Raw genomic sequence first — 19,702 nt, 5'->3', positions numbered from 1 at the left:
GCGGGCGAGGGCGGCGCGGACCGCCTCCGGGGTGGGCCGGGCCGCCGCGAGGGCGGTCAGGCCGCGGTCGGCGGCCGCCTGCCGGGTCGGTTCGCCGATGGCCACGAGGGCGGTGCCCGCCAGCACGGCGGGGTCCTCGCCCACCAGTTCGGCGAGGTGGGAGGGCGCGGTGAGCACCACCGCGTCGGCCTCACCGGCGGCCAGGGCCGCCAGGAGCCCGGCCCGGTCCAGCGTCGGCACGGCGCCGGCGTCGGGCGCGGTCTCGGGCACGAGGGGCTCCGGGGCCGGCCACGGGACCGTGTCGTAGGCCGTGGCCGTGAGGACACGGTACCCCTTCGCGGTGAGACCCGCCTCGAGGGTCGGCCGGGCCCGGGCGGAGAGCGGCAGCAGGACGGTGCCGGGGGCCGGTTCGGCCGGCCAGTCCGCGAGCAGCCCCGCGGCCGAGTGCGCCGTGCCGGGGACGAGGTCCGGGGCCAGCCCGGCGTCCGCGAGGGCCGCGGCCGTGGCGTCCCCCACCGCCGCCACGCGCAGTCCCGCGCTCCTGGCCGCGGCCAGCCGCGCGCCCAGCTGCGACGGGCCGGGGGCGCCGGCCACCGCCTGCAGGGCGCGCACGGTGTTGACCGAGGTGACCGCCAGCCAGGTGCGCCTCGCGGGCCCGGGTGCCGCCGCGCGGTCCAGCAGCGCGGACAGCGCCGCGGTGTCCTCCGGCAGGGTCGGCTCGAGCAGCGGCGCCAGCCGGACGCGGACCCCGTCCGCGCGCAGCAGTGCCACGAGCTCCCGGGCCCGCCCGGCGGAGCGCGTGACGACGACCCGGGCCCCGCGCAGGGCGCCGGAGCGGTCGTCGTGGCCGGGGCGCGGCACGGGTCTCAGAGCGTCAACCGGGCCAACCGGCCGGCGCCGTCGGCGAGCAGCTCGTCGGCCAGCCGGGTGCCCAGCTCCCGGGCCGCGTCGACGGTGCGCTCCGCCGTGCTGCCGCCGCGGCGCATCACCCGGCTGCCGTCCGGGTCGGCCACGACCACGTCGAGCACCAGCTCGCCGCCCCGGAGCCGCCCGTAGGTGCCGACGGGGGCGGCGCAGCCGGCCTCGAGGCGGGTCAGCAGCGCCCGCTCGGCGGTCACGGCGAGCCGCGTCTCCAGGTGGTCCACCGCGGCCAGGCCGACGGCGAGCGGAGCGTCCCCGGCGGCGTCCTCGGTCCGGCACTCCAGGGCCAGGGCGCCCTGGCCCGGTGCCGGGAGCATCACGGACGGGTCGATCAGCTCGGTGATCGCGTCCTGCCTGCCCAGCCGGTGCAGCCCCGAGGCGGCGAGGACCACGGCGTCGAGGTCGCCGGGGGCCACGCGGGCCAGGCGGGTGCCGACGTTGCCGCGGATGTCCACGATCTCCAGGTCCGGGCGGGCGGCGCGCACCTGCGCCGCCCGCCGCGGCGAGCCGGTGCCGACCTTCGCCCCGGCCGGCAGCTGCGCCAGGGTGAGCCCGTCGCGGGCGCACAGGGCGTCCCGGGGGTCCTCCCGCTCCGGCACCGCGGCCACCTCGAGACCGGGCACGGGGGCGGTGGGCAGGTCCTTGAGCGAGTGCACGGCCAGGTCCACCGAACCGGCCAGCAGCGCCGCGCGCAGGGCCGTGGCGAAGACCCCGGTGCCGCCCATCTGGGAGAGCGGGCCGGTCAGGACGTCACCCTCCGTGCGGATCGTGACGAGCTCCGGTTCGAGCCCGCCCGCGGCCGCCACGGCGCGCGCCGCCGTGCCCGTCTGGGTCAGGGCCAGCTGGGAGCCACGGGTCCCGACCCGGAGGACGGGCCGGTCCGGGGCGGTCTCGGCCGTCACGCGTACCGCACCTCCCCCGACTCGTCGAGGTCGACGGGGATCGGGTCGCCCTCGGGCCGCTGGGCGATGGTCGGGCGCGGCCCGGCGGCACCCCGCAGCACCTTCACGCAGCAGTCGGGGGCGCAGTCGTCGAACCACGTGCCCTGGGCGCACGCGGAGGTCCGCGGCGGCGCGGCGCGCCCGGCGACCCGCTGCTCGACGAGGTCGGCCAGCCCGGACACGAAGGCCGGGTGCGTGCCGGCGGTCGGGGTGCGGACGGCCGGCACGCCCAGCCGCTCGCAGGTCTCGAGGGCCTCGGTGTCGAGGTCCCACTTGACCTCCATGTGGTCGGAGACGAAGCCCAGCGGCACCAGCACCGCGCCGGCGACCCCGCGCGCGGCGACCTCCTCGAGGGCGTCGTTGACGTCCGGCTCGAGCCACGGCACCTGCGGGGGCCCGGAGCGGGACTGGTAGACGAGGTCCCAGGTGTGGTCCCCCAGCTCCTCCGGCCCGACGCGCTCGAGCACGGTCCGGGCGACGGCGAGGTGCTGCGCCACGTACGCGGAGTTCTCCTCGAAGTCCATCCGCGCCGGCCCGGACGCCTCGGCGTCGGTGGTCGGGATGGAGTGGGTGCAGAACAGGATGGCGATCCGCCCGCCCTCGGCGCCCAGCCGGTCCCGCACCTGTGCGAGGCCGTCCCGGAGTCCCTCGACGAACGGCTGCACGAACCCCTCGGAGTCGTAGTACTGATGCACCTTGTCGATGTGCATCTCGTCCCGCAGGCCGAGCTCCTCGAGCGCGACGCCGTAGTCCTCGCGGTACTGCCGGCACCCGGAATAGCTCGAGTACGCGCTCGTGGCCAGCACCAGCAGGCGGCGCATGCCCCGGGCGTGGCACTCCCGGACCACGTCGGTCACGTAGGGGGCCCAGTTGCGGTTGGCCCAGAGCACGGGCACGTGCATCCCCCGGCCCAGCAGCTCCGCCTCGAGGGCGGAGCGCAGCGCGCGGTTCTGGTCGTTGATGGGGCTCACGCCGCCGTTGGCCCGGTAGTGGGTGGCGACCTCCTCGAGCCGCTCGTCGGGGATGCCGCGGCCCTTCGTGACGTTGCGCAGGAAGGGCAGGACGTCGTCCTGGCCCTCGGGGCCGCCGAAGGAGGAGAGGATGACGGCGTCGTAGTCCTCGGGCCGGTGGGCGCGGGCGCGGGACAGGTCGCTCTCGGCGGTCATCGCAGCACCTCCGCGATCTCCTGGGTGCCGATCCGGCGGCCGGTGTAGAAGGGCGTCTCCTCGCGCACGTGCAGCCGGGCCTCCGTGTTGCGGAAGGCCCGCATCACGTCCACGAGGTCCACGAGCTCGGGCGCCTCCAGGGCCAGCAGCCACTCGAAGTCGTTGAGCCCGAAGCAGGCGATGGTGTTGGCCAGGACCTGGGGGTAGTCCCGGGCGGCCATGCCGTGGTTGCGCAGCATCTCGCCGCGGCGCTGGGGGTTCATGTAGTACCACTCGTAGGAGCGCACGAACGGGTAGACGCACACCCACTGCTCGGCCGGGACTCCCCGGGCGAAGGACGGGGAGTGGTTGCGGGTGAACTCGGCCTCCCGGTGGACGCCCATCGCGTTCCAGACCTGGGCGGTGCCGGCCAGCAGGCCGGTGCGGCGCAGCCGGCGGACCGCCGCCTGCAGGGCCTGCGGGTCCTCGCCGTGCAGCCAGGTCAGGACGTCGGCGTCCTCGCGCATCCCGGAGACGTCGTAGACCCCGCGCAGCGTCACGCCCTCGGCGGCCAGCTGCTCGACGACGCCGTCGAACTCCGCGGCGGCCCCGTCGGGATCGGCGGAGGCCGCGCCGGAGGGCCCGGCGGGCCGGGCGAACACGGTCCAGACGGCCCAGTAGAGCCGCTCCGCACCCCCCTCCTGCGCCTGTCCGGGCTCGGCGGCGGGACGGCCGTCGTGCGACTGCGGCCTGGTGTCGTGGCTCAAGGATTCAGTCCTTTCGTCGGGTGGGGTCGATGTCGGTCCGGGCCGGCCCGGACCCGGGCGGCGCGGCGGCCTCCGGGACGCCGGCCTCGGCGAGGAGCGCGCGGACCTGGGAGCGGGTGTCGGCGACGACGGAGGCGAGCCCCGTGCCGGCCAGCCAGCCGCCGACGGCGACGGCGTCGGGCAGCTGCGCCAGCGCCCGGCGGAACTCCGCCACCCGGCGGGCGTGGCCGACCCCCGCGCGGGGCAGCGCCGAGCGCCAGCGCACGATGTCCGCGCCGGCCAGCTGCGCGGGACGCAGGGGCACCCCTATCAGGGTCGAGGCGTCGGAGAGCGCGAGCCGGATCAGCTGCTCGTCAGGCAGGGCGACCTCGGGGGGCACGGCGGAGGCGTCGGGCTGGGCGCGGCCGTAGGACAGGCGCAGCACGTGCCGGCCCGGGCCGGCGGCCTCCCGCAGCCAGTCCCACTTGGCGGTGGCGTGGGTCAGGGCCTTGGCGCGCACCGCGCGGGCGTCCTCACTGACGAGCAGCCCCGTGCCCCGGGGCGCGCCGTCCAGGCGCGGTTCGTCCACCACGAGGGTGGCGAGGGCCACCTGGGGTCCCGGTTCCGGGGTGAAGCGCTGGAGCTCGTGGCGGTGCCCGGCCAGGAGCCGGACGGCGGTCGCGCCGTCCGTGGCCACGACCAGCAGCTCCCCGCGGGCCACCGCGGTCTTCTCGCCGCGGCGGGGCTGGCGCTGGATGACCATCCAGCCCTCGCGACGGGGATCGCGGTCCAGGGCGATGACGTCGTAGTCGGTGACCAGCTTCACGCCCGCGCGCTCGAGCTCGCGCACGAGCCCCTCGGACAGGGCGTTCATCCCGCCGCGCAGCCCGGCCACGTTCGCCCCCGCGGGCGCGGCGCGGCGCAGGGCCCCGGCCGCGGCGCCGAGCGAGCCGTGCTCGCGCAGGGCCCGGCGCAGGCCGGGGGCCACCGCGTCGACGTCGAGGTCGTCGGGGTGGGCGGAGTGCACGCCCGTGGTGAACGGGGCGACGAGCCGCTCCAGCACCCGCTCCCCCATCCGCACCCGGACGAGACCGCCCAGGGAGCGCTCGGTCATGCCGACGAAGGCGGGCAGCCGGCGGTCGAGGCCGGCCCGGACCACGCCTGCGCGGCCGATGGCGGCCCGCAGCCGCGGGGCGGTCGGATCGGCGGGGATGCCCAGGATCCCGGAGTCCGGTGCGGGGACCGCGCCCTCGGGCAGGAACAGCCAGGAGCCGCCCCGGCGGGGCTGCACCACGCGGTCGCCCAGCCCGAGCTCCTCCAGGAGGTCGGGCACCGCCCGGGAGCGCGTCGCGAAGGACTCCGCGCCGGAGTCCATGACGAGACCGGCCACCTGGTGGGCGCCGACGGCGCCGCCCAGGTGGTCCTCCGCCTCGACCAGCGTGACGCGCAGGCCCCGGGCGGCGAGGTCGTGGGCGGCCACGAGGCCGGCGACGCCGCCGCCGACCACGAGGGCGGAGCGGGGCGGGGCCGGCCGCCCGGCGGGCCGGGGGCTCACGGCGTGCTCCCGCGCGGGGCCCGCTCCACCGGCTGGTCGTGGACGAAGCCCACGAGATCGGTCAGCACCTGGGGATCGGTCCCGGGCGGGACGCCGTGGCCGAGGTTGACGACGTGGCCGGGCGCCCGGTCCCCGCCGCGCAGCACCTCGCGCACGTGCTCGGTCAGCACCGGCCACGGGGCCGCGAGCAGGGCGGGGTCGATGTTGCCCTGGAGCACCGTGCGGCCGCCGAGCCGGCGGTTGGCCTCCTCGAGGGGCAGCCGGTAGTCGACGCCGACGGCGTCCGCGCCGGCGTCGCGCATGGCCGCGAGCAGCTCGCCGGTGCCGGTCCCGAAGTGCACGCGGGGCACGGCGAGGTCGGCGACGGCCCCGAGCGCGGCCGTCGAGTGCTCCAGCACGTGCGCCCGGTAGTCGGTCAGCGAGAGGGAGCCCGCCCAGGAGTCGAACAGCTGCACGGCCGAGGCGCCCGCCTCGACCTGGGCGCGCAGGAACGCCCCGGAGGTCCGGGCCGCCCACTCCGCCAGCGCCCGCCACGCGGCGGGGTCGGCGTGCATCATCGTGCGCGGCAGGAGGTGGTCCCGCGAGGGCCCGCCCTCCACCATGTAGGCGGCCACGGTGAAGGGGGCGCCGGCGAAGCCGATCAGCGGGGTGGCCCCGAGCTCCGCGACGGTGCGGGCGACGGCCTCCCGGATGGGGTCCAGGGCGGCGTCCGCCAGCTCCGGGAGCGCGGCGACGTCCGCGGCGGTGCGGACCGGGTGCTCCAGGACGGGGCCGCGGCCCGGGACGATCTCGACGTCCACGCCGGCCACGCGCATGGGCACGACGATGTCGGAGAAGAAGATGGCGGCGTCCACGTCGTGGCGGCGCACCGGCTGGAGCGTGATCTCGGCGGCCATCGCCGGGTCGAGACAGGCGTCGAGCATCGCGGTGCCCTGGCGCAGGCTGCGGTACTCCGGCAGCGAGCGGCCGGCCTGCCGCATGAACCACACCGGGCGGCGGTCGGGCGTGCGGCCGGTGAGCGCCTGCAGCAGCGGCGCGTCCATCGTCCCGGCGGCGCGCAGCGGGTGGCGCTCCGGCAGCGCCCCGAGCGATCCGGTCAGGCGGTCGAACGCCGTCGTGGGGTGGGTGCCGCCCGTGGAATGCCCGGGAACGGCTGCGGTCGACGTGTCCGGCGTGCTCGCCGTCTCAGGGGTGGTAGGCATAGTGCCTCCATTGTGCCAAGGAACACCGACGTCGTTTACCGACGCAGCGTCACCGCCCGGAGTGAGCGGCCTCTCACGCGTCACCGAGGCGCGCACGCACGGTGACCGTCTAGTATGAATGGACTGTGGTCCTCTTCGCACTCGTCGCCTCCCACCAGAACGTCGATCTGAACACCGTTGCGCGTCTCAGCACCGGTGCCCTCGGCCTGTCCGAGGAGATGGTCGGCGCCGGCCGGCTCCAGGGGGCCGTGACCCTGTCCACGTGCAACCGGCTGGAGCTCTACGGCGAGCTCGCCCCCGCGCCGGGCGCCTCCCCGCAGGCCGCCCTGGACGAGGTCCTCGCGGAGCTCGCCGAGCAGATCGGCTCCCGCTCCGGGCTCGACCCGGAGTTCGTCACCGGCTCGCTGCGGGTCTTCACCGACTCGGGCGCCGCGCGACACCTCTTCACGGTCGTCTCGGGGCTGGAGTCCGCCGTGGTGGGCGAGCGCGAGATCACCGGGCAGGTCCGGCGGGCGCTCAACGACGCCCAGCAGGCGGGCACCGCCTCCGGTCGGCTCCTGCGCCTGTTCGAGGCGGCCGCGCGCACGGCGCGGAAGGTGGGCACGCAGACCGCGCTGGGCGAGCGGGGCCGGTCGATCGTCTCCGTGGCCCTGGACCTCGCCGACGACGTCACGACCGGCACCTGGGCCTCGCGTCGGGCCCTCGTGTTCGGCACCGGCGCCTACGCCGGGGCGACCATGGCCGCCCTGCGCGACCGCGGCTGCGCCGACATCGAGGTGTTCTCCGCCTCCGGCCGCGCCGAGCAGTTCACGCAGAACCGCGGCGGGACCCCGGTGGAGCCCGCGGGGCTGCCGGCCGCCCTGGAGCGCGCCGACGTGGTGATCGGCTGCAGCGGCGGCTCCTCCCCCATGGGCGCGTCCGCGCTGCCCGCCGGGCCGCGCACCGTCGTCGACCTGGCGCTCACCCGCGACTTCGACCCGGCCGTGGCGGACCTGCCCGGCGTGGACCTGATCACCCTGGAGTCGGTGCGCCTGGCCGCTCCCGAGGAGACCTTGGAGTCGGTCGAGGCCGCGACCGGGATCGTGGAGCACGCCGCCCAGGAGTTCGCCGCGAGCCAGGACGGGCGGGACATGGACGCCGCGATCGTCGCGCTGCGCCGGCACACCATGGCGGTGCTCGACGCCGAGCTCGAGAAGGTCACGTCGCACCACGGCTGCACGGCCGCGAAGGAGCAGATCGAGCTGGCCATGCGTCGCATGGTGCGCTCCCTGCTGCACACCCCGACCGTGCGCGCGCGGGAGCTCGCCGCGCAGGGCCGGCAGGACGAGTACATCACCGGCCTGGAGGCCCTGTACGGCATCGAGGTCCCCGCGGCCCCGGCCGAACGGACCGCGCCCCCGGCCCCTGCTCCGGCCACGGAGATCGACCACCGTCCGAAGGCGGCAGGGTAGGGCAGCATTTCGTGCGGCCGGCTCCGCCGGCCGGTTGAGGAGGAACGGTTCATGACTGAGACCAGGAGAGGCCGCCCCGCGCGCCTGCCGCGGGAGGCACGCCGCCGGCAGCTGCTGGAGACGGCGCTGACCGTGTTCTCCTCCAACGGCTACCACGGGTCGTCGATGGACGACATCGCGGACGCCGCCCAGGTGAGCAAGCCGGTGCTGTACCAGCACTTCCCCGGCAAGCGCGAGCTCTACCTGGCGCTCGTCGACTACTACCTCCAGGAGCTCTCGGAGGCCCTCGTCGCCGCGCTGCGGGGCAGCGAGGTCAACCGCGAGCGGGTGGAGTCCATGCTGGACGTCTACTTCGGCTTCGTGGAGGCCAACCCGGAGGCCCACCGGCTGATCTTCGAGTCGGACCTGCTCGCGGACCCCGAGGTCGCCGAACGGTTCGAGACCTTCCACCTGACCGTGGCCGACGCGATCGCCACGGTGCTCGGGCCCAACGCGGGGCTCAGCCACCCGCACGCGGTGCTCGTCTCCCGGTCCCTGACGGGCATGGCGCAGACCGCGGCGGTGCACTGGATCCGCAACCCGGGCACCGGCGGGCGCGCCGAGGCCCAGCGGCAGATCTTCCGTTTAGCTTGGGGCGGAATCTCGGTGATCGACGAGGACTGGGAGTAGGCCCCTCCCTAGACTGACCGGGACGCACCCGCACCCCGCACTCGAGGAGGACCCATGGAGATCAAGATCGGTGTTCAGCACGTCGCGAGGGAGATCGTCGTCGACTCCGCGCTCGAGGCGCAGGAAGCCGTCGAGCAGATCACCGCGGCCATCTCCTCCGGGACCCCGCTGACCCTCACCGACGCGAAGGGCAACGTGACCGTCGTCCCCGCGAACGTCATCGGCTACGCCGCCGTCGGCGCCGAGCAGAAGCGCCCCGTGGGGTTCATGCCCTTCACGAAGGACGACTGAGCGCCCACCCGCCGAGCACGGCGGACCCCGGCCCGGCGACCGCACGGAGTGTGCGCGGTCGTCGGGCTACACTGTTAAGCGCACTGGATGACCGGTCGTACCCGCGATCCCACGAACGAACAGACACCTTCTCGCCCCCGCTCCCGGCGACCAGGCCCCGCACGGCGGCCGCGCACGGGACCGGAGCCGGGCCCCACGATCCCGTGGCGCGCCCGGTCGGGGCGGCGCACGCTCGCGATCGGCTTCCACCCACCGCACGCCCCCGGCGGCCGCCACCACGGCGGCCCGAGGCCGGACCCCGGTCCGCGCCCCTGGCGCGGGCGTGCCCGAACGAAGGAACCCGCATCGTGACCGACTACATCACCGACACCGCACCCGAGGACCTCACACCCGGCGAAGCGACGCCGGTCGGCACCCCCGACGTCGTCGTGGAGACCGACGAGCACCCCCAGCCGCTGCCGCAGGGCTTCGGCGAGTTCGGGGTGCGCCAGGACATCGTGGACTCCCTCGCCGCCGAGGGCATCGTCCACCCCTTCCCCATCCAGGCCATGACCCTGCCGGTGGCCCTGTCCGGGCAGGACATCATCGGCCAGGCGAAGACCGGCACCGGCAAGACCCTGGGCTTCGGCATCCCCGTGGTGCAGCGCGTCGTCGGCCGCGGCGACGCCGGCTGGGACCAGCTGAAGAAGCCGGGCGCCCCCCAGGCCCTCATCGTGGTGCCCACGCGCGAGCTGGCCGTCCAGGTCGGCCAGGACCTCTCGACCGCCGCGCGGACCCGGGACGCCCGCGTGGCCACGATCTACGGCGGCCGGGCCTACGAGCCCCAGATCGAGGAGCTCCAGCGCGGCGTCGAAGTGGTCGTGGGCACCCCGGGCCGGCTCATCGACCTCAACCGGCAGCGCCACCTCGACCTCTCCGCGGTGCGCGCCGTGGTCCTCGACGAGGCCGACGAGATGCTGGACCTGGGCTTCCTGCCCGACGTCGAGAAGCTCCTCGCGGCGGTGCCCGAGGTCCGCCAGACCATGCTCTTCTCCGCGACGATGCCCGGCCCCGTGGTGGCCATGGCCCGGCGCTACATGACCAAGCCCATGCACATCCGGGCCGCCGCGCCGGACGAGGGCGCCACCAAGAAGGACATCCGCCAGGTCGTCTACCGGGCCCACCACCTCGACAAGGACGAGGTCGTGGCCCGGATCCTGCAGGCCGAGGGCCGCGGGCGCACGATCGTCTTCACGAAGACCAAGCGCGCCGCCGCCAAGCTGGCGGACGAGCTGATCTCCCGCGGCTTCGCCGCCGCCCCGCTGCACGGCGACCTCGGGCAGGGGGCGCGCGAGCAGGCCCTGCGGGCCTTCCGCAACAACAAGGTGGACGTGCTCGTGGCCACCGACGTCGCCGCCCGCGGCATCGACGTCGAGGACGTCACGCACGTCATCAACTTCCAGTGCCCCGAGGACGAGAAGACCTACCTGCACCGCACGGGGCGCACCGGGCGCGCCGGCAACAAGGGCACCGCCGTGACGTTCGTGGACTGGGACGACGTGCCCCGCTGGCGGCTCATCGACAAGGCCCTCGAGCTGGGCATCCCCGAGCCGCGGGAGACCTACTCCTCCTCGGAGCACCTGTACGAGGACCTGGGCATCCCCAAGGGCACCAAGGGCCGGCTGCCCCGCTCCAAGCGCACCCACGCCGGGCTCGAGGCCGAGGTGCTCGAGGACCTCGGCGAGCCCGGCGGGCGCAAGGCCGGCCCCCGCGGCGAGGGCCGGGGCGGGCGCTCCCGCGACCGTGACGCGACCCGCTCCGGCGGCGGCCCCCGCCGGGGCCAGGACCGGAACCCGGAGGACCGCGGCGAGCGCCGGAGCCGCCGGGAGGACACCCCGGCGGCGGGCGAGCGGCGCGGAGAGGCCCCGGAGGCCGCCCGGGAGACCTCGGTGGAGCGCACCTCCGACGGCACCACCCGCCGGCGCCGGCGCCGGCGCGGCGGCCAGGGCGGCGAGGCCCAGCGGGCGCAGAGCGGCACCGACGGCGAGTGATCCCCTTCGTCTTCGACGCCGAGGGCCCCGACGCGGTGGTCGCCGCGGAGAACCTGGATCTCCTGCGGCGTCTGCCCGGCGGGGCCTTCCGCATGATCTACGTGGACCCGCCCTTCAACACGGGCCGCACCCAGCGCCGGCGCGCCTCCAGCATGACCCCCGCGGTGGACGGGGAGGGCGACCGGACCGGCTTCGCCGGTCGCTCCTACACGACGGTGCTGGGCGCGCTGCGCAGCTACGACGACGCGTTCGCCGACTACTGGGGCTTCCTGGAGCCCCGGCTGCGGGAGGCGTGGCGGGTGCTGGCCGACGACGGGACGCTGTACCTGCACCTGGACTACCGGGAGGTGCACTACGCCAAGGTCATGCTGGACACGATCTTCGGCCGGGAGTGCTTCCTCAACGAGATCATCTGGGCCTACGACTACGGCGGGCGCTCGCGCCGCCGATGGCCGGCCAAGCACGACAACGTCCTGGTCTACGTGAAGGACCCGGAGCGCTACCTCTTCGACAGCACGGAGGTGGACCGGGAGCCCTACATGGCCCCGGGGCTGGTGACCCCCGAGAAGGTGGAGCGGGGGAAGCTGCCCACGGACGTGTGGTGGCACACCATCGTCTCCCCCACCGGGCGGGAGAAGACCGGCTACCCCACCCAGAAGCCCGTGGGCCTGGTGCGGCGGATGGTCGCGGCCAGCTCCGCCCGCGGGGACTGGGTGCTGGACTTCTTCGCCGGCTCCGGGACCCTCGGGGCCGCCGCCCAGCAGCTGGGCCGGCGGTTCGTGTGCGTGGACTGCAACCCGGAGGCGGTCGAGGTCATGCGGGCCCGTCTGCCGCACGCCGCCGTGCGCAGCTGAGCCGGGCGGCTCAGGGGTAGCGGACGACCACGCCGGAGGTCGCCTGCTCCTCGATCCGCACGAGCGACTGCACCGACGTCAGGTTCTCCCCGAGGCGGTTGGGCTTGCCGGTGCCGTGGTAGTCGCTCGAGCCCGTCACCAGCAGGTCGTGCTCGGAGGCCGTCTGCACCAGGCGCGCCCGGGCGTCGTCCGGGTTGTCCCGGTGGGCGACCTCCAGCCCGGCCAGGCCGGCGTCGATCATGGCCTCGAAGACCTCGGGGCCGACCACCCGGCCCCGGGCGGCCGCCAGCGGGTGGGCGAACACCGGGACCCCGCCGGCGGCGCGCACCAGGCGCACCGCGTGCACCGGGTCCGGGGCGTAGTGCGGGACGTAGTAGCGGGAGCGGCTGTGCAGCACCGAGGCGAAGGCTGCGCTGCGGTCCTCCACGACCCCGGCGGTGACCAGGGCGTCGGCGATGTGCGGGCGGCCCACCGTGGCGTCCTCGTGGACGTGGTCCAGCACCACGTCCCAGTCGATGGGGTAGTCCTCCGAGAGCAGCTCGACCATGCGCTGGGCCCGGGTGCGCCGGGAGCCGCGGGAGGACTCGACCTCGGCCAGCAGCGCCGGGTCCGCGGGATCGTGCAGGTAGCTCAGCAGGTGCACGGAGATCCCGGTGTCCGTGGTGCAGGAGATCTCCATGCCGGGCACGAAGGCGACCCCGAGGGCCACCGCCGCGTCCCCGGCCTCCTGCCACCCGGAGGTGGTGTCGTGGTCGGTCAGCGCGAACACGTCCAGCCCCGCCGCGTGGGCGGCGCGGGCGACGTCCGCCGGGCGCTCCGTGCCGTCGGATTCCGCCGAGTGGGTGTGCAGGTCGATCTTCACCCCTCCACGATACCGGTCCCGGCCGGGACGGCCCGCGGCCCGCCGTGGCACGATGAGACGGACGAGACGAGGAAAGGAACCATGACAGAGCACAGCAGCACACCCCAGGACGCCGACCAGCCGCTCTCCGACCGGGTCGAGAACCGGTCGCAGCGGCCCGACTCCCCCGCCTTCCAGCAGTTCATGGCCTCCCAGTGGGCCGACCCGGAGCCGGCCGAGATCCGCCGGGAGCCGGTGGCCGACTTCGCGGCCCGGCGCCGCCGGCGGATCTCCGAGCGGTTCCCCGGCGAGCGGCTCGTGCTGCCCGCCGGGCCCCTGAAGGTCCGCTCCAACGACACGGACTACCGCTTCCGCCCGCACTCCGCCTTCGCCCACCTCACGGGCCTGGGGGTGGACCACGAGCCGGACGCCGTCCTGGTGCTCGAGCCCGTGGCGGAGGGCCGCGGCGACGACGGCGGCGGGCACGAGGCCACCCTGTACTTCCACCCGATGGCCGGGCGCGACTCCAAGGAGTTCTACGCCGACGCCAAGAACGGCGAGTTCTGGGTGGGGCCCCGCCCGACCCTGGAGGAGCTGGGCACCGCCTACGGGCTGCGCACCCGGGACCTGGGCGGGCTCGAGGACGCCATCACCAAGAACGCGGGGCCGGCGGCCCTGGGCGGGGTGCGGATCCGCCTGGTGCGCGAGGTCGACCTCAACGTCGACGCCCTGGTCGACACCTCCCGGATCAACACCGGCGTGGAGCTGGAGAGCTCGGACGCCCTCGACGGCGAGCTCACCGAGGCGCTCTCGGAGCTGCGCCTCGTCAAGGACGAGCACGAGGTGGAGCAGCTGCGCGAGGCCGTGCACGCGACGATCGCCGGGTTCACCGACATCGTGCACGTGCTCCCCGCGGCCGCCGGCCACCGCCACCGCGGCGAGCGGATGGTCGAGGGCGCGTTCTTCGCCCGCGCCCGGACCGAGGGCAACGACCTCGGCTACGACACCATCGCGGCGTGCGGCAACAACGCCACCGTCCTGCACTGGATCCGCAACACCGGCCGGGTGATCCCCGGGGAGCTGATCCTCGTGGACGCCGGCGTGGAGGCCGACTCGCTCTACACCGCCGACATCACCCGCACCCTGCCGGTGAACGGTCGCTACACCGACGTCCAGCGGCGGATCTACCAGGCGGTCCTGGACGCCGCCGACGCCGCGTTCGACGCCGCGGTGCCCGGCAACCGCTTCCGGGACGTGCACGCCGCTGCCATGGAGGTGCTCGCCCGCCGGCTCGAGAGCTGGGGGCTGCTCCCCGTGCCCGCGGAGGTCTCGCTGTCCGCGGAGGGCCAGCACCACCGGCGCTGGATGCCCCACGGCACCAGCCACCACCTGGGCCTGGACGTGCACGACTGCGCGCAGGCCAAGCGGGAGCTGTACGTGGACGGCGTGATCGAGCCGGGGATGGTGTTCACGATCGAGCCGGGCCTCTACTTCAAGGCCGAGGACCTCGCCGTGCCGGAGGAGTACCGGGGCATCGGCGTGCGGATCGAGGACGACGTGCTGATCACCGAGGACGGCAACGTCAACCTCTCCTCGGGGCTGCCGCGCACCCCGGACGAGGTCGAGGCCTGGATGACGGGCCTGTGGCACGCCCGGGAGGGCGTCGACCCCAGCTGAGCCGCGCGCTCCGGCGGCAGGAGGGACCCGCCCCGCCGGCGGCGGGGCCCACCGGCGGGCCCCCCGCCCGTCAGCGGGAGGCGCCGGCCGACGTGCTCCCGCCGGTGGGCGGCTCGCCCGGGCCGCTCTCCGGGGCGGCCCCGTGCTCGGCCGGTCCGGCGTCGCGGCGGGCCTGCTCCCCGGCCGGGAGGCGGATGCCGTACTGGGGCCGCCCGTCGGGGAGGTCCTCGAAGCCGGCGGAGCGCCCGGGCACCGGCTCCTCGGGCCGCTGCGCGGGGGCCGGACCCGCCGGGCCCTGCGGTGCGGGACCCTGCGGCGCGGGGCCCTGCTGCCCGGGGGTCTGCGGCCCGGAGCCCTGACCGGCCGGGGCGCCGTAGGCCGGGCGCTGCCACGGGGCCCCCGGCGGGTTCTGGCCGTGCGCCGGGCCCTGGCCGTGCGCCGGGCCCTGCGCGGGGCCGGGCCGGAAGGACCCGCCGAGCGGCAGGCTCTGCAGCCCGCGCAGCCCCTGCAGCACCTGCCGGGCGCGCTGGGCCACCTCCGGGGCGGCCACGACGTCGTAGGAGGTGGCGACGATCTGGTTGGTGGAGGTGAAGTCCCGCTTGCCGCGCTGCATCGCGTAGGTCACCGTGGCCAGCAGCATCCAGAACGCCCCGCCGAGCAGCACCGACACCAGCAGGGAGGACACCCACTCGCCGCCGGCCAGCAGGGAGAGGATCATCCCGAGGAAGGCGCCGAAGACCATGCCGTTGAGCGCGCCCTGACCGGCGACCTTCGGGTAGCTCAGCCGGCCGGTCACCTGCTCCACGGACTTCAGGTCGTTGCCGACGATCGCGATCCGGTCCACCTCGAACTGCTCGTCCGCGAGGTGGTCCACGGCCTTCTGGGCGTCGGCGTACGTGCCGTAGCGGCCGATCACCTCCCCGCGGGGCAGGCCGCGGACGGCGGGGCTGGCGGGGGGCAGGGACCGTGGCGTGCTCATGGCCCCATTCTCCCCCATGCCCGGCGCCCTCCGGGCCCTCCCCCGGCCGGATCGGGCCCCGTGGGCCCGGTGGGTAGTCTTGTACGGTGAGCAGCAACATCGACAAGATCTTCATCGCGCGCCTGATCGGCCTCGACGTGTTCGACCCCCTGGGGGACCGTCTGGGGCGGCTGCGCGACGTCGTCGTGCTGATGCGCGGCAGCTCCCGGTACGGTCGCTCCTCCCGCCGCCCGCTCGTGGTGGGCCTGGTGGTGGAGGTCCTCGGCAAGAAGCGCGTGTTCGTGCCCATGACCCGGGTGACCAGCATCGACGCCGACAAGATCATCAGCACGGGGCTCGTCAACCTGCGCCGCTTCGAGCAGCGCGGCGCGGAGACCCTGGCCGTCGGCGAGGTCTTCGACCGCACCGTGGTGCTGCGCGACGGCTCCGGGGAGGCCACGGTCGAGGACATGGCCATGGAGCGCAAGCGCAACACCGGCGACTGGCTGATCACCCAGCTCTTCGTCCGCCGCACCGGCACCGGCGGGGGCCTGATGCGCCGGCGCAACGAGACGCTGATCATCGACTGGGAGGACGCCGGGGACCCCTCCGCCGCGGGCCACCAGCCGGCCACCCAGTGGGTCGCCTCCCACGAGGAGCAGCAGCCCGCCGACCTCGCCGACGAGATCCACGACATGTCGGCCAAGCGCATGCTCGAGATCGCCCACGAGCTCCAGGACGACCGGCTCGCCGACGTCCTGGAGGAGCTCCCGGAGGAGGACCAGGTCTACATCCTCACCAATATGGCGCGCGACCGCGCGGCCACGGTGCTCGAGGAGATGGAGCCCGACGACGCCGCCGACCTGCTCAACGAGCTGCCCGACGCCCAGGCCGAGGAGCTGCTCGCCCTCATGCAGCCCGAGGACGCCGAGGACGTCCGGCGCCTGCTGGAGTACGAGGAGGGCACGGCCGGCTCGCTGATGACCCCCGTGCCGATCATCCTGCCGCCGGAGGCCACGGTCGCCGAGGCCCTCGCGCACATCCGGCAGGAGGAGGTCAGCCCCGCCGTCGCCGCGGCCGTGATCGTCTCCCGCCCGCCGCTGGAGACCCCCACCGGCAAGTACCTGGGCATGGTGCACACCCAGAAGCTCCTGCGCTACCCGCCCCCCGAGGCCGTGGGCAACCTCATCGACCGCTCGCTCGAGCCGGTCTCCGACCTCGCGTCCCTCCAGGACGTCGCCCGCGAGCTGGCGACCTACGACCTCACCATCATCCCCGTGGTCAACGACCACGACCGGGTGGTCGGGGCGATCACGATCGACGACGTCCTCGACGCCCTGCTGCCCGAGGACTGGCGCACCGCCGACGACGGCACCCCGATCCGGAAGGTGGGCAAGCGGTATGAGTGAGCGGGAGGCCCGGCGCGCCCGCGTCAACGCCCTGGACCAGCCGCGGGAGCACCGCCCCGGCCTGCTGGACCGGTTCCGGCCGAACCCGGACGCGTTCGGCAAGTGGACGGAGGGCTTCGCCCGCTTCATGGGCACGCCCCAGTTCCTGTTCTGGATGACGGTGCTGGTGACGCTGTGGCTGGGCTGGAACACCCTCGCCCCGCGGGAGCTGCAGTTCGACTCCCGGGCCCTGAACTTCACGCTGCTGACGCTGATGCTCTCCCTGCAGGCCTCCTACGCCGCGCCCCTGCTGCTGCTGGCGCAGAACCGGCAGGACGACCGGGACCGGGTGACCCAGGAGGAGGACCGGCGCCGGGCGCAGCAGAACCTCGCCGACACCGAGTACCTGACCCGGGAGATCGCGTCGCTGCGGATCGCGCTGCGCGAGGTCGCCACCCGCGACTTCGTCCGCTCCGAGCTGCGCTCGGTGCTCGAGGACCTCCTCGAGGCGCAGGAGGAGGCCCCGGACGCCGACGAGCCGGCCGCCCACCCGCGCAAGAGCCCCCGCCGCCGGAGCAGGAGCCTCGACCGCCCCGCCGCCCCCGAGACCAGAGGAATCCCCCGTGTCTGACCCCCGTGCCGACGACGTCCTCGCCCCCGAGGACCTGCACCCCGCGCTGCGCGCGGCGCTGGACCGCGTGCTCGACCCCGAGCTGCGCCGGCCCGTGACCGAGCTCGGCATGATCCGCTCCGCCGTCCTCGACGACGCCGGCCGCGCCGCGGTGCACGTGCTGCTGACGATCAGCGGCTGCCCCCTGCGCTCGACCATCGAGCACGACGTCCGGGAGGCCGTGTCGACCGTGCAGGGGGTGCGCTCCGTGGCCGTGGAGGTCGGGGTGATGACGCCCGAGCAGCGCGCCGCGCTCAAGCAGCGGGTGGGCCACACCCGGACCGTGCCCTTCAACGACGCGTCCTCCCTGACCCGGGTGCACGCCGTGACCAGCGGCAAGGGCGGGGTGGGCAAGTCGACCGTCACCGTGAACCTCGCCGCCGCGCTGGCCGCCCGGGGCCGGTCCGTGGGGATCGTGGACGCGGACGTCCACGGCTTCTCCGTCCCGGGTCTGCTGGGCATCGACAGGTCCCCCACCCAGGTGGGGGACATGATCCTGCCCCCGGTGGTGGAGGTCCCCGCGGCCGCCCGGCAGGACACCGGCCGCGCCGGGGTGCTCAAGGTCATCTCGATCGGGATGTTCGTGGACCCGGACCAGCCGGTCGCCTGGCGCGGGCCGATGCTGCACCGGGCGGTCGAGCAGTTCCTCACGGACGTGCACTTCGGGGACCTGGACCACCTCTTCCTCGACCTCCCGCCGGGCACCGGGGACGTCGCGATCTCCGTGGCCCAGCTGCTGCCCACCGCCGAGGTGCTGGTCGTCTCCACCCCCCAGCAGGCCGCGGTCGAGGTCGCCGAGCGCTCCGGTGCACTGGCCGTGCAGACCGGGCAGACGGTGGCCGGGGTGATCGAGAACATGGCGGGCATGCCCATGCCGGACGGCAGCGTGCTCGAGCTCTTCGGGGCCGGGGGCGGCGCCCGGATCGCGGAGTCGCTGACCCGCCGGCTCGGCTACGAGGTGCCGCTGCTCGGGGGCGTGCCCCTCGACGTCGCCCTCCGGGAGGGCGGGGACACGGGCCGGCCGGTGGTGTGGTCGGCCCCGGACTCGCCCGCGGCGGCGGCGCTGCGCTCGGTGGCCGACGCGCTGGGCTCCCGGCCGCTCGGGCTGGCCGGCCGGCCGCTGGGCCTCGGCCCCCGCTGACCGGGCCGCACCGGCCGCTCCTTGCCGGCCGGTCGGCTGTGGCCGGTCCTCCCGGACGGGCGGCTCAGGTCGCCTCGGTGTCGAAGGGGGCCCGCTCCCCGGGCGCCAGCCGGGTCGTCGAGGGCCGGGGGCGCTGCGGGGCGGGCCGGGCGGGCTCGTCCTCCTCCAGCAGCGCCTGGCGCACGATGGTGCGGGGGTCGTACTGGCGGGGATCCAGCCGGCGCCAGTCGACGTCGGCGATCTCGGGCCCGAGGGTCTCCTTGAGCTCCTCCGTGGCGCCGGTGGCGTAGCGCTTGGCCGCCTTGACGAAGTCCTTGAGCTTCTCCGCGTACTCCGGCAGCCGCTCCGGCCCGATGATGAACAGGGCAAGGAGCACCAGGATGATCGCTTCGCCGCCGTTGATGCCGAGCACAGGAAGAAATTTTACCAGTCGGAGGGAGCCGGGCCGGTCAGCCGAAGATCCGGCGCAGCCCGGCGGCCACCGTCTCGGCGACGCCGGGGTCGTCCGCGGCCGGCTCGGCCACCCGGCTGAGCTCGTCGGCCAGGACGTGGTGGACGGTGCGGGCCATCGCGGACGGGCCGCTGTCCCCGGTGACCGTGTACACCACGTCCTCCCCCACGAGCACCACCCGCCACGGCGGACCGGCGTCCAGCCAGAGCGGGACGCCCTCGACCGGGGAGGACCGGAGTCCCTCGGCGCTCACGGGCAGCCCGGTGATCCCGTCCATCGGGTTCTCCCGGTCGGTCCCGCCGCGCTGCTCGACCACGACGACGACCTCCTCGCCGCGCTGCAGCCGCACCTCGACGACCGGGTGGCCGGAGCGGGTGTCGCGGGACATGGAGAGCACCTGGTAGCCGTCCGAGGCGAGGGTGGGCAGCGTCCAGCCCTCCGCGCGCCAGCGGTCCGCGGACGCCTCGTCCGCGTGCAGGACCCCGCCGGTGCCGCGCCACGCCGAGACCGGGGCCTGCTCCGCGGTGCCCGCGGAGTGCGCCGACTCCGCCACGACGGAGCGCCCGACCGCGTAGCCCGAGCCCAGCAGCAGGGTCAGCACCGCGCTGACGGTCGCGGCGGCCACCGGGACCGCGTTGCTGCGGGGACGGGCCGGCACCGGGGCGGCGCGGTCCGGGCGGGGCATCGGGCCTCCTTCGTGCGGGCGCTTGGTGGGCGGGGCCGGGCGCGGGGCGCGGCGTCGGTCCCATGATCGGCGGGCAAGCTGGACGC

The 19,702-nt window shown here is 75.5% G+C and carries 18 protein-coding genes and 1 pseudogene; 9 read left to right on the top strand and 10 right to left on the bottom strand.

Going from position 1 to position 19,702, the window contains the following annotated elements; all coding sequences use genetic code 11:
• Positions 1-33: 33 nt before the first annotated feature.
• The 6 genes and pseudogenes from GMA12_RS18670 to hemE all read right to left on the bottom strand — a co-directional run.
• Positions 34-771 (bottom strand): annotated as a pseudogene (locus GMA12_RS18670) (uroporphyrinogen-III synthase); the annotation flags it as partial.
• Positions 772-866: 95 nt separating this feature from the next.
• Positions 867-1,823 carry a hydroxymethylbilane synthase gene (hemC, locus tag GMA12_RS00575; protein WP_162459283.1) on the bottom strand — a complete coding sequence of 319 codons (957 nt, stop codon included), beginning with the start codon at positions 1,821-1,823 and terminating at the stop codon, positions 867-869.
• Positions 1,820-3,028, bottom strand: coding sequence for a ferrochelatase (locus tag GMA12_RS00570; RefSeq protein WP_156266245.1), 1,209 nt, complete (start codon positions 3,026-3,028; stop codon positions 1,820-1,822). The genes hemC and GMA12_RS00570 overlap by 4 nt, the downstream gene beginning before the upstream one ends.
• The gene (gene hemQ, locus GMA12_RS00565) at positions 3,025-3,774 is read right to left on the bottom strand and encodes a hydrogen peroxide-dependent heme synthase (protein WP_156266243.1); all 750 of its coding nucleotides are present in this window, start codon (positions 3,772-3,774) and stop codon (positions 3,025-3,027) included. The genes GMA12_RS00570 and hemQ overlap by 4 nt, the downstream gene beginning before the upstream one ends.
• Positions 3,775-3,778: 4 nt before the next feature.
• Positions 3,779-5,308 carry a protoporphyrinogen oxidase gene (gene hemG / locus GMA12_RS00560; RefSeq protein ID WP_370829698.1) on the bottom strand — a complete coding sequence of 510 codons (1,530 nt, stop codon included), beginning with the start codon at positions 5,306-5,308 and terminating at the stop codon, positions 3,779-3,781.
• Positions 5,305-6,510 carry a uroporphyrinogen decarboxylase gene (hemE, locus tag GMA12_RS00555; protein WP_156266241.1) on the bottom strand — a complete coding sequence of 402 codons (1,206 nt, stop codon included), beginning with the start codon at positions 6,508-6,510 and terminating at the stop codon, positions 5,305-5,307. Before hemE ends, hemG begins: the two co-directional genes overlap by 4 nt.
• A 125-nt stretch (positions 6,511-6,635) precedes the next feature.
• Here hemE and GMA12_RS00550 point away from each other — a divergent pair, with 125 nt between their 5' ends.
• From GMA12_RS00550 to GMA12_RS00530, 5 genes are all read left to right on the top strand, one after another.
• Positions 6,636-7,961, top strand: a complete 1,326-nt coding sequence (locus tag GMA12_RS00550; protein WP_162459282.1) for a glutamyl-tRNA reductase — start codon at positions 6,636-6,638, stop codon at positions 7,959-7,961.
• A 51-nt stretch (positions 7,962-8,012) separates the two neighbouring features.
• On the top strand, positions 8,013-8,630 hold the full coding sequence (locus GMA12_RS00545; RefSeq protein WP_156266239.1) for a TetR/AcrR family transcriptional regulator: 618 nt from the start codon (positions 8,013-8,015) through the stop codon (positions 8,628-8,630).
• A 54-nt stretch (positions 8,631-8,684) separates the two neighbouring features.
• On the top strand, positions 8,685-8,921 hold the full coding sequence (locus tag GMA12_RS00540) for a DUF3107 domain-containing protein (RefSeq protein ID WP_047803470.1): 237 nt from the start codon (positions 8,685-8,687) through the stop codon (positions 8,919-8,921).
• A 347-nt stretch (positions 8,922-9,268) separates the two neighbouring features.
• Positions 9,269-10,951: a DEAD/DEAH box helicase gene (locus GMA12_RS00535; RefSeq protein WP_370829695.1), complete on the top strand. Its 1,683-nt coding sequence runs from the start codon at positions 9,269-9,271 to the stop codon at positions 10,949-10,951.
• Positions 10,948-11,805, top strand: coding sequence for a DNA-methyltransferase (locus GMA12_RS00530; protein WP_162459281.1), 858 nt, complete (start codon positions 10,948-10,950; stop codon positions 11,803-11,805). Before GMA12_RS00535 ends, GMA12_RS00530 begins: the two co-directional genes overlap by 4 nt.
• A 10-nt stretch (positions 11,806-11,815) precedes the next feature.
• Here GMA12_RS00530 and GMA12_RS00525 read toward each other — a convergent pair whose 3' ends face one another.
• Positions 11,816-12,667, bottom strand: a complete 852-nt coding sequence (locus GMA12_RS00525) for a PHP domain-containing protein (protein ID WP_162459280.1) — start codon at positions 12,665-12,667, stop codon at positions 11,816-11,818.
• Positions 12,668-12,748: 81 nt separating this feature from the next.
• Between GMA12_RS00525 and GMA12_RS00520 the strand changes: the two genes are divergently transcribed.
• Positions 12,749-14,323, top strand: coding sequence for an aminopeptidase P family protein (locus GMA12_RS00520; protein WP_156266237.1), 1,575 nt, complete (start codon positions 12,749-12,751; stop codon positions 14,321-14,323).
• A gap of 70 nt (positions 14,324-14,393) precedes the next feature.
• Here the strand turns inward: GMA12_RS00520 and GMA12_RS00515 are convergent, their stop codons facing one another.
• Entirely contained in the window at positions 14,394-15,302 is a 909-nt protein-coding gene (locus GMA12_RS00515) for a YflT domain-containing protein (protein WP_206064616.1), read from the bottom strand.
• 86 nt (positions 15,303-15,388) lie between these two features.
• Here GMA12_RS00515 and GMA12_RS00510 point away from each other — a divergent pair, with 86 nt between their 5' ends.
• From GMA12_RS00510 to GMA12_RS00500, 3 genes are read left to right on the top strand one after another with little or no spacing between them, the layout of a single operon-like run.
• Positions 15,389-16,690, top strand: a complete 1,302-nt coding sequence (locus tag GMA12_RS00510) for a magnesium transporter MgtE N-terminal domain-containing protein (RefSeq protein ID WP_162459279.1) — start codon at positions 15,389-15,391, stop codon at positions 16,688-16,690.
• Positions 16,683-17,300, top strand: coding sequence for a DUF1003 domain-containing protein (locus GMA12_RS00505; protein WP_156266235.1), 618 nt, complete (start codon positions 16,683-16,685; stop codon positions 17,298-17,300). Before GMA12_RS00510 ends, GMA12_RS00505 begins: the two co-directional genes overlap by 8 nt.
• Entirely contained in the window at positions 17,293-18,480 is a 1,188-nt protein-coding gene (locus GMA12_RS00500; protein WP_162459278.1) for an Mrp/NBP35 family ATP-binding protein, read from the top strand. The genes GMA12_RS00505 and GMA12_RS00500 overlap by 8 nt, the downstream gene beginning before the upstream one ends.
• Before the next feature lie 64 nt (positions 18,481-18,544).
• On the opposite strand, the gene GMA12_RS00495 is transcribed toward GMA12_RS00500, so the two are convergent.
• Both GMA12_RS00495 and GMA12_RS00490 read right to left on the bottom strand, forming a co-directional pair.
• Positions 18,545-18,892, bottom strand: a complete 348-nt coding sequence (locus GMA12_RS00495; protein WP_162459277.1) for a twin-arginine translocase TatA/TatE family subunit — start codon at positions 18,890-18,892, stop codon at positions 18,545-18,547.
• Between the two features lie 37 nt (positions 18,893-18,929).
• Complete coding sequence (locus GMA12_RS00490) at positions 18,930-19,616, bottom strand: hypothetical protein (protein WP_156266231.1); 687 nt, start codon at positions 19,614-19,616, stop codon at positions 18,930-18,932.
• Positions 19,617-19,702 lie beyond the last annotated feature (86 nt).

This window comes from Kocuria sediminis, from assembly GCF_009735315.1.
GTDB classification, from domain to species: Bacteria; Actinomycetota; Actinomycetes; order Actinomycetales; family Micrococcaceae; genus Kocuria; species Kocuria turfanensis.
This window is presented reverse-complemented; position numbering and strand designations above follow the sequence as displayed.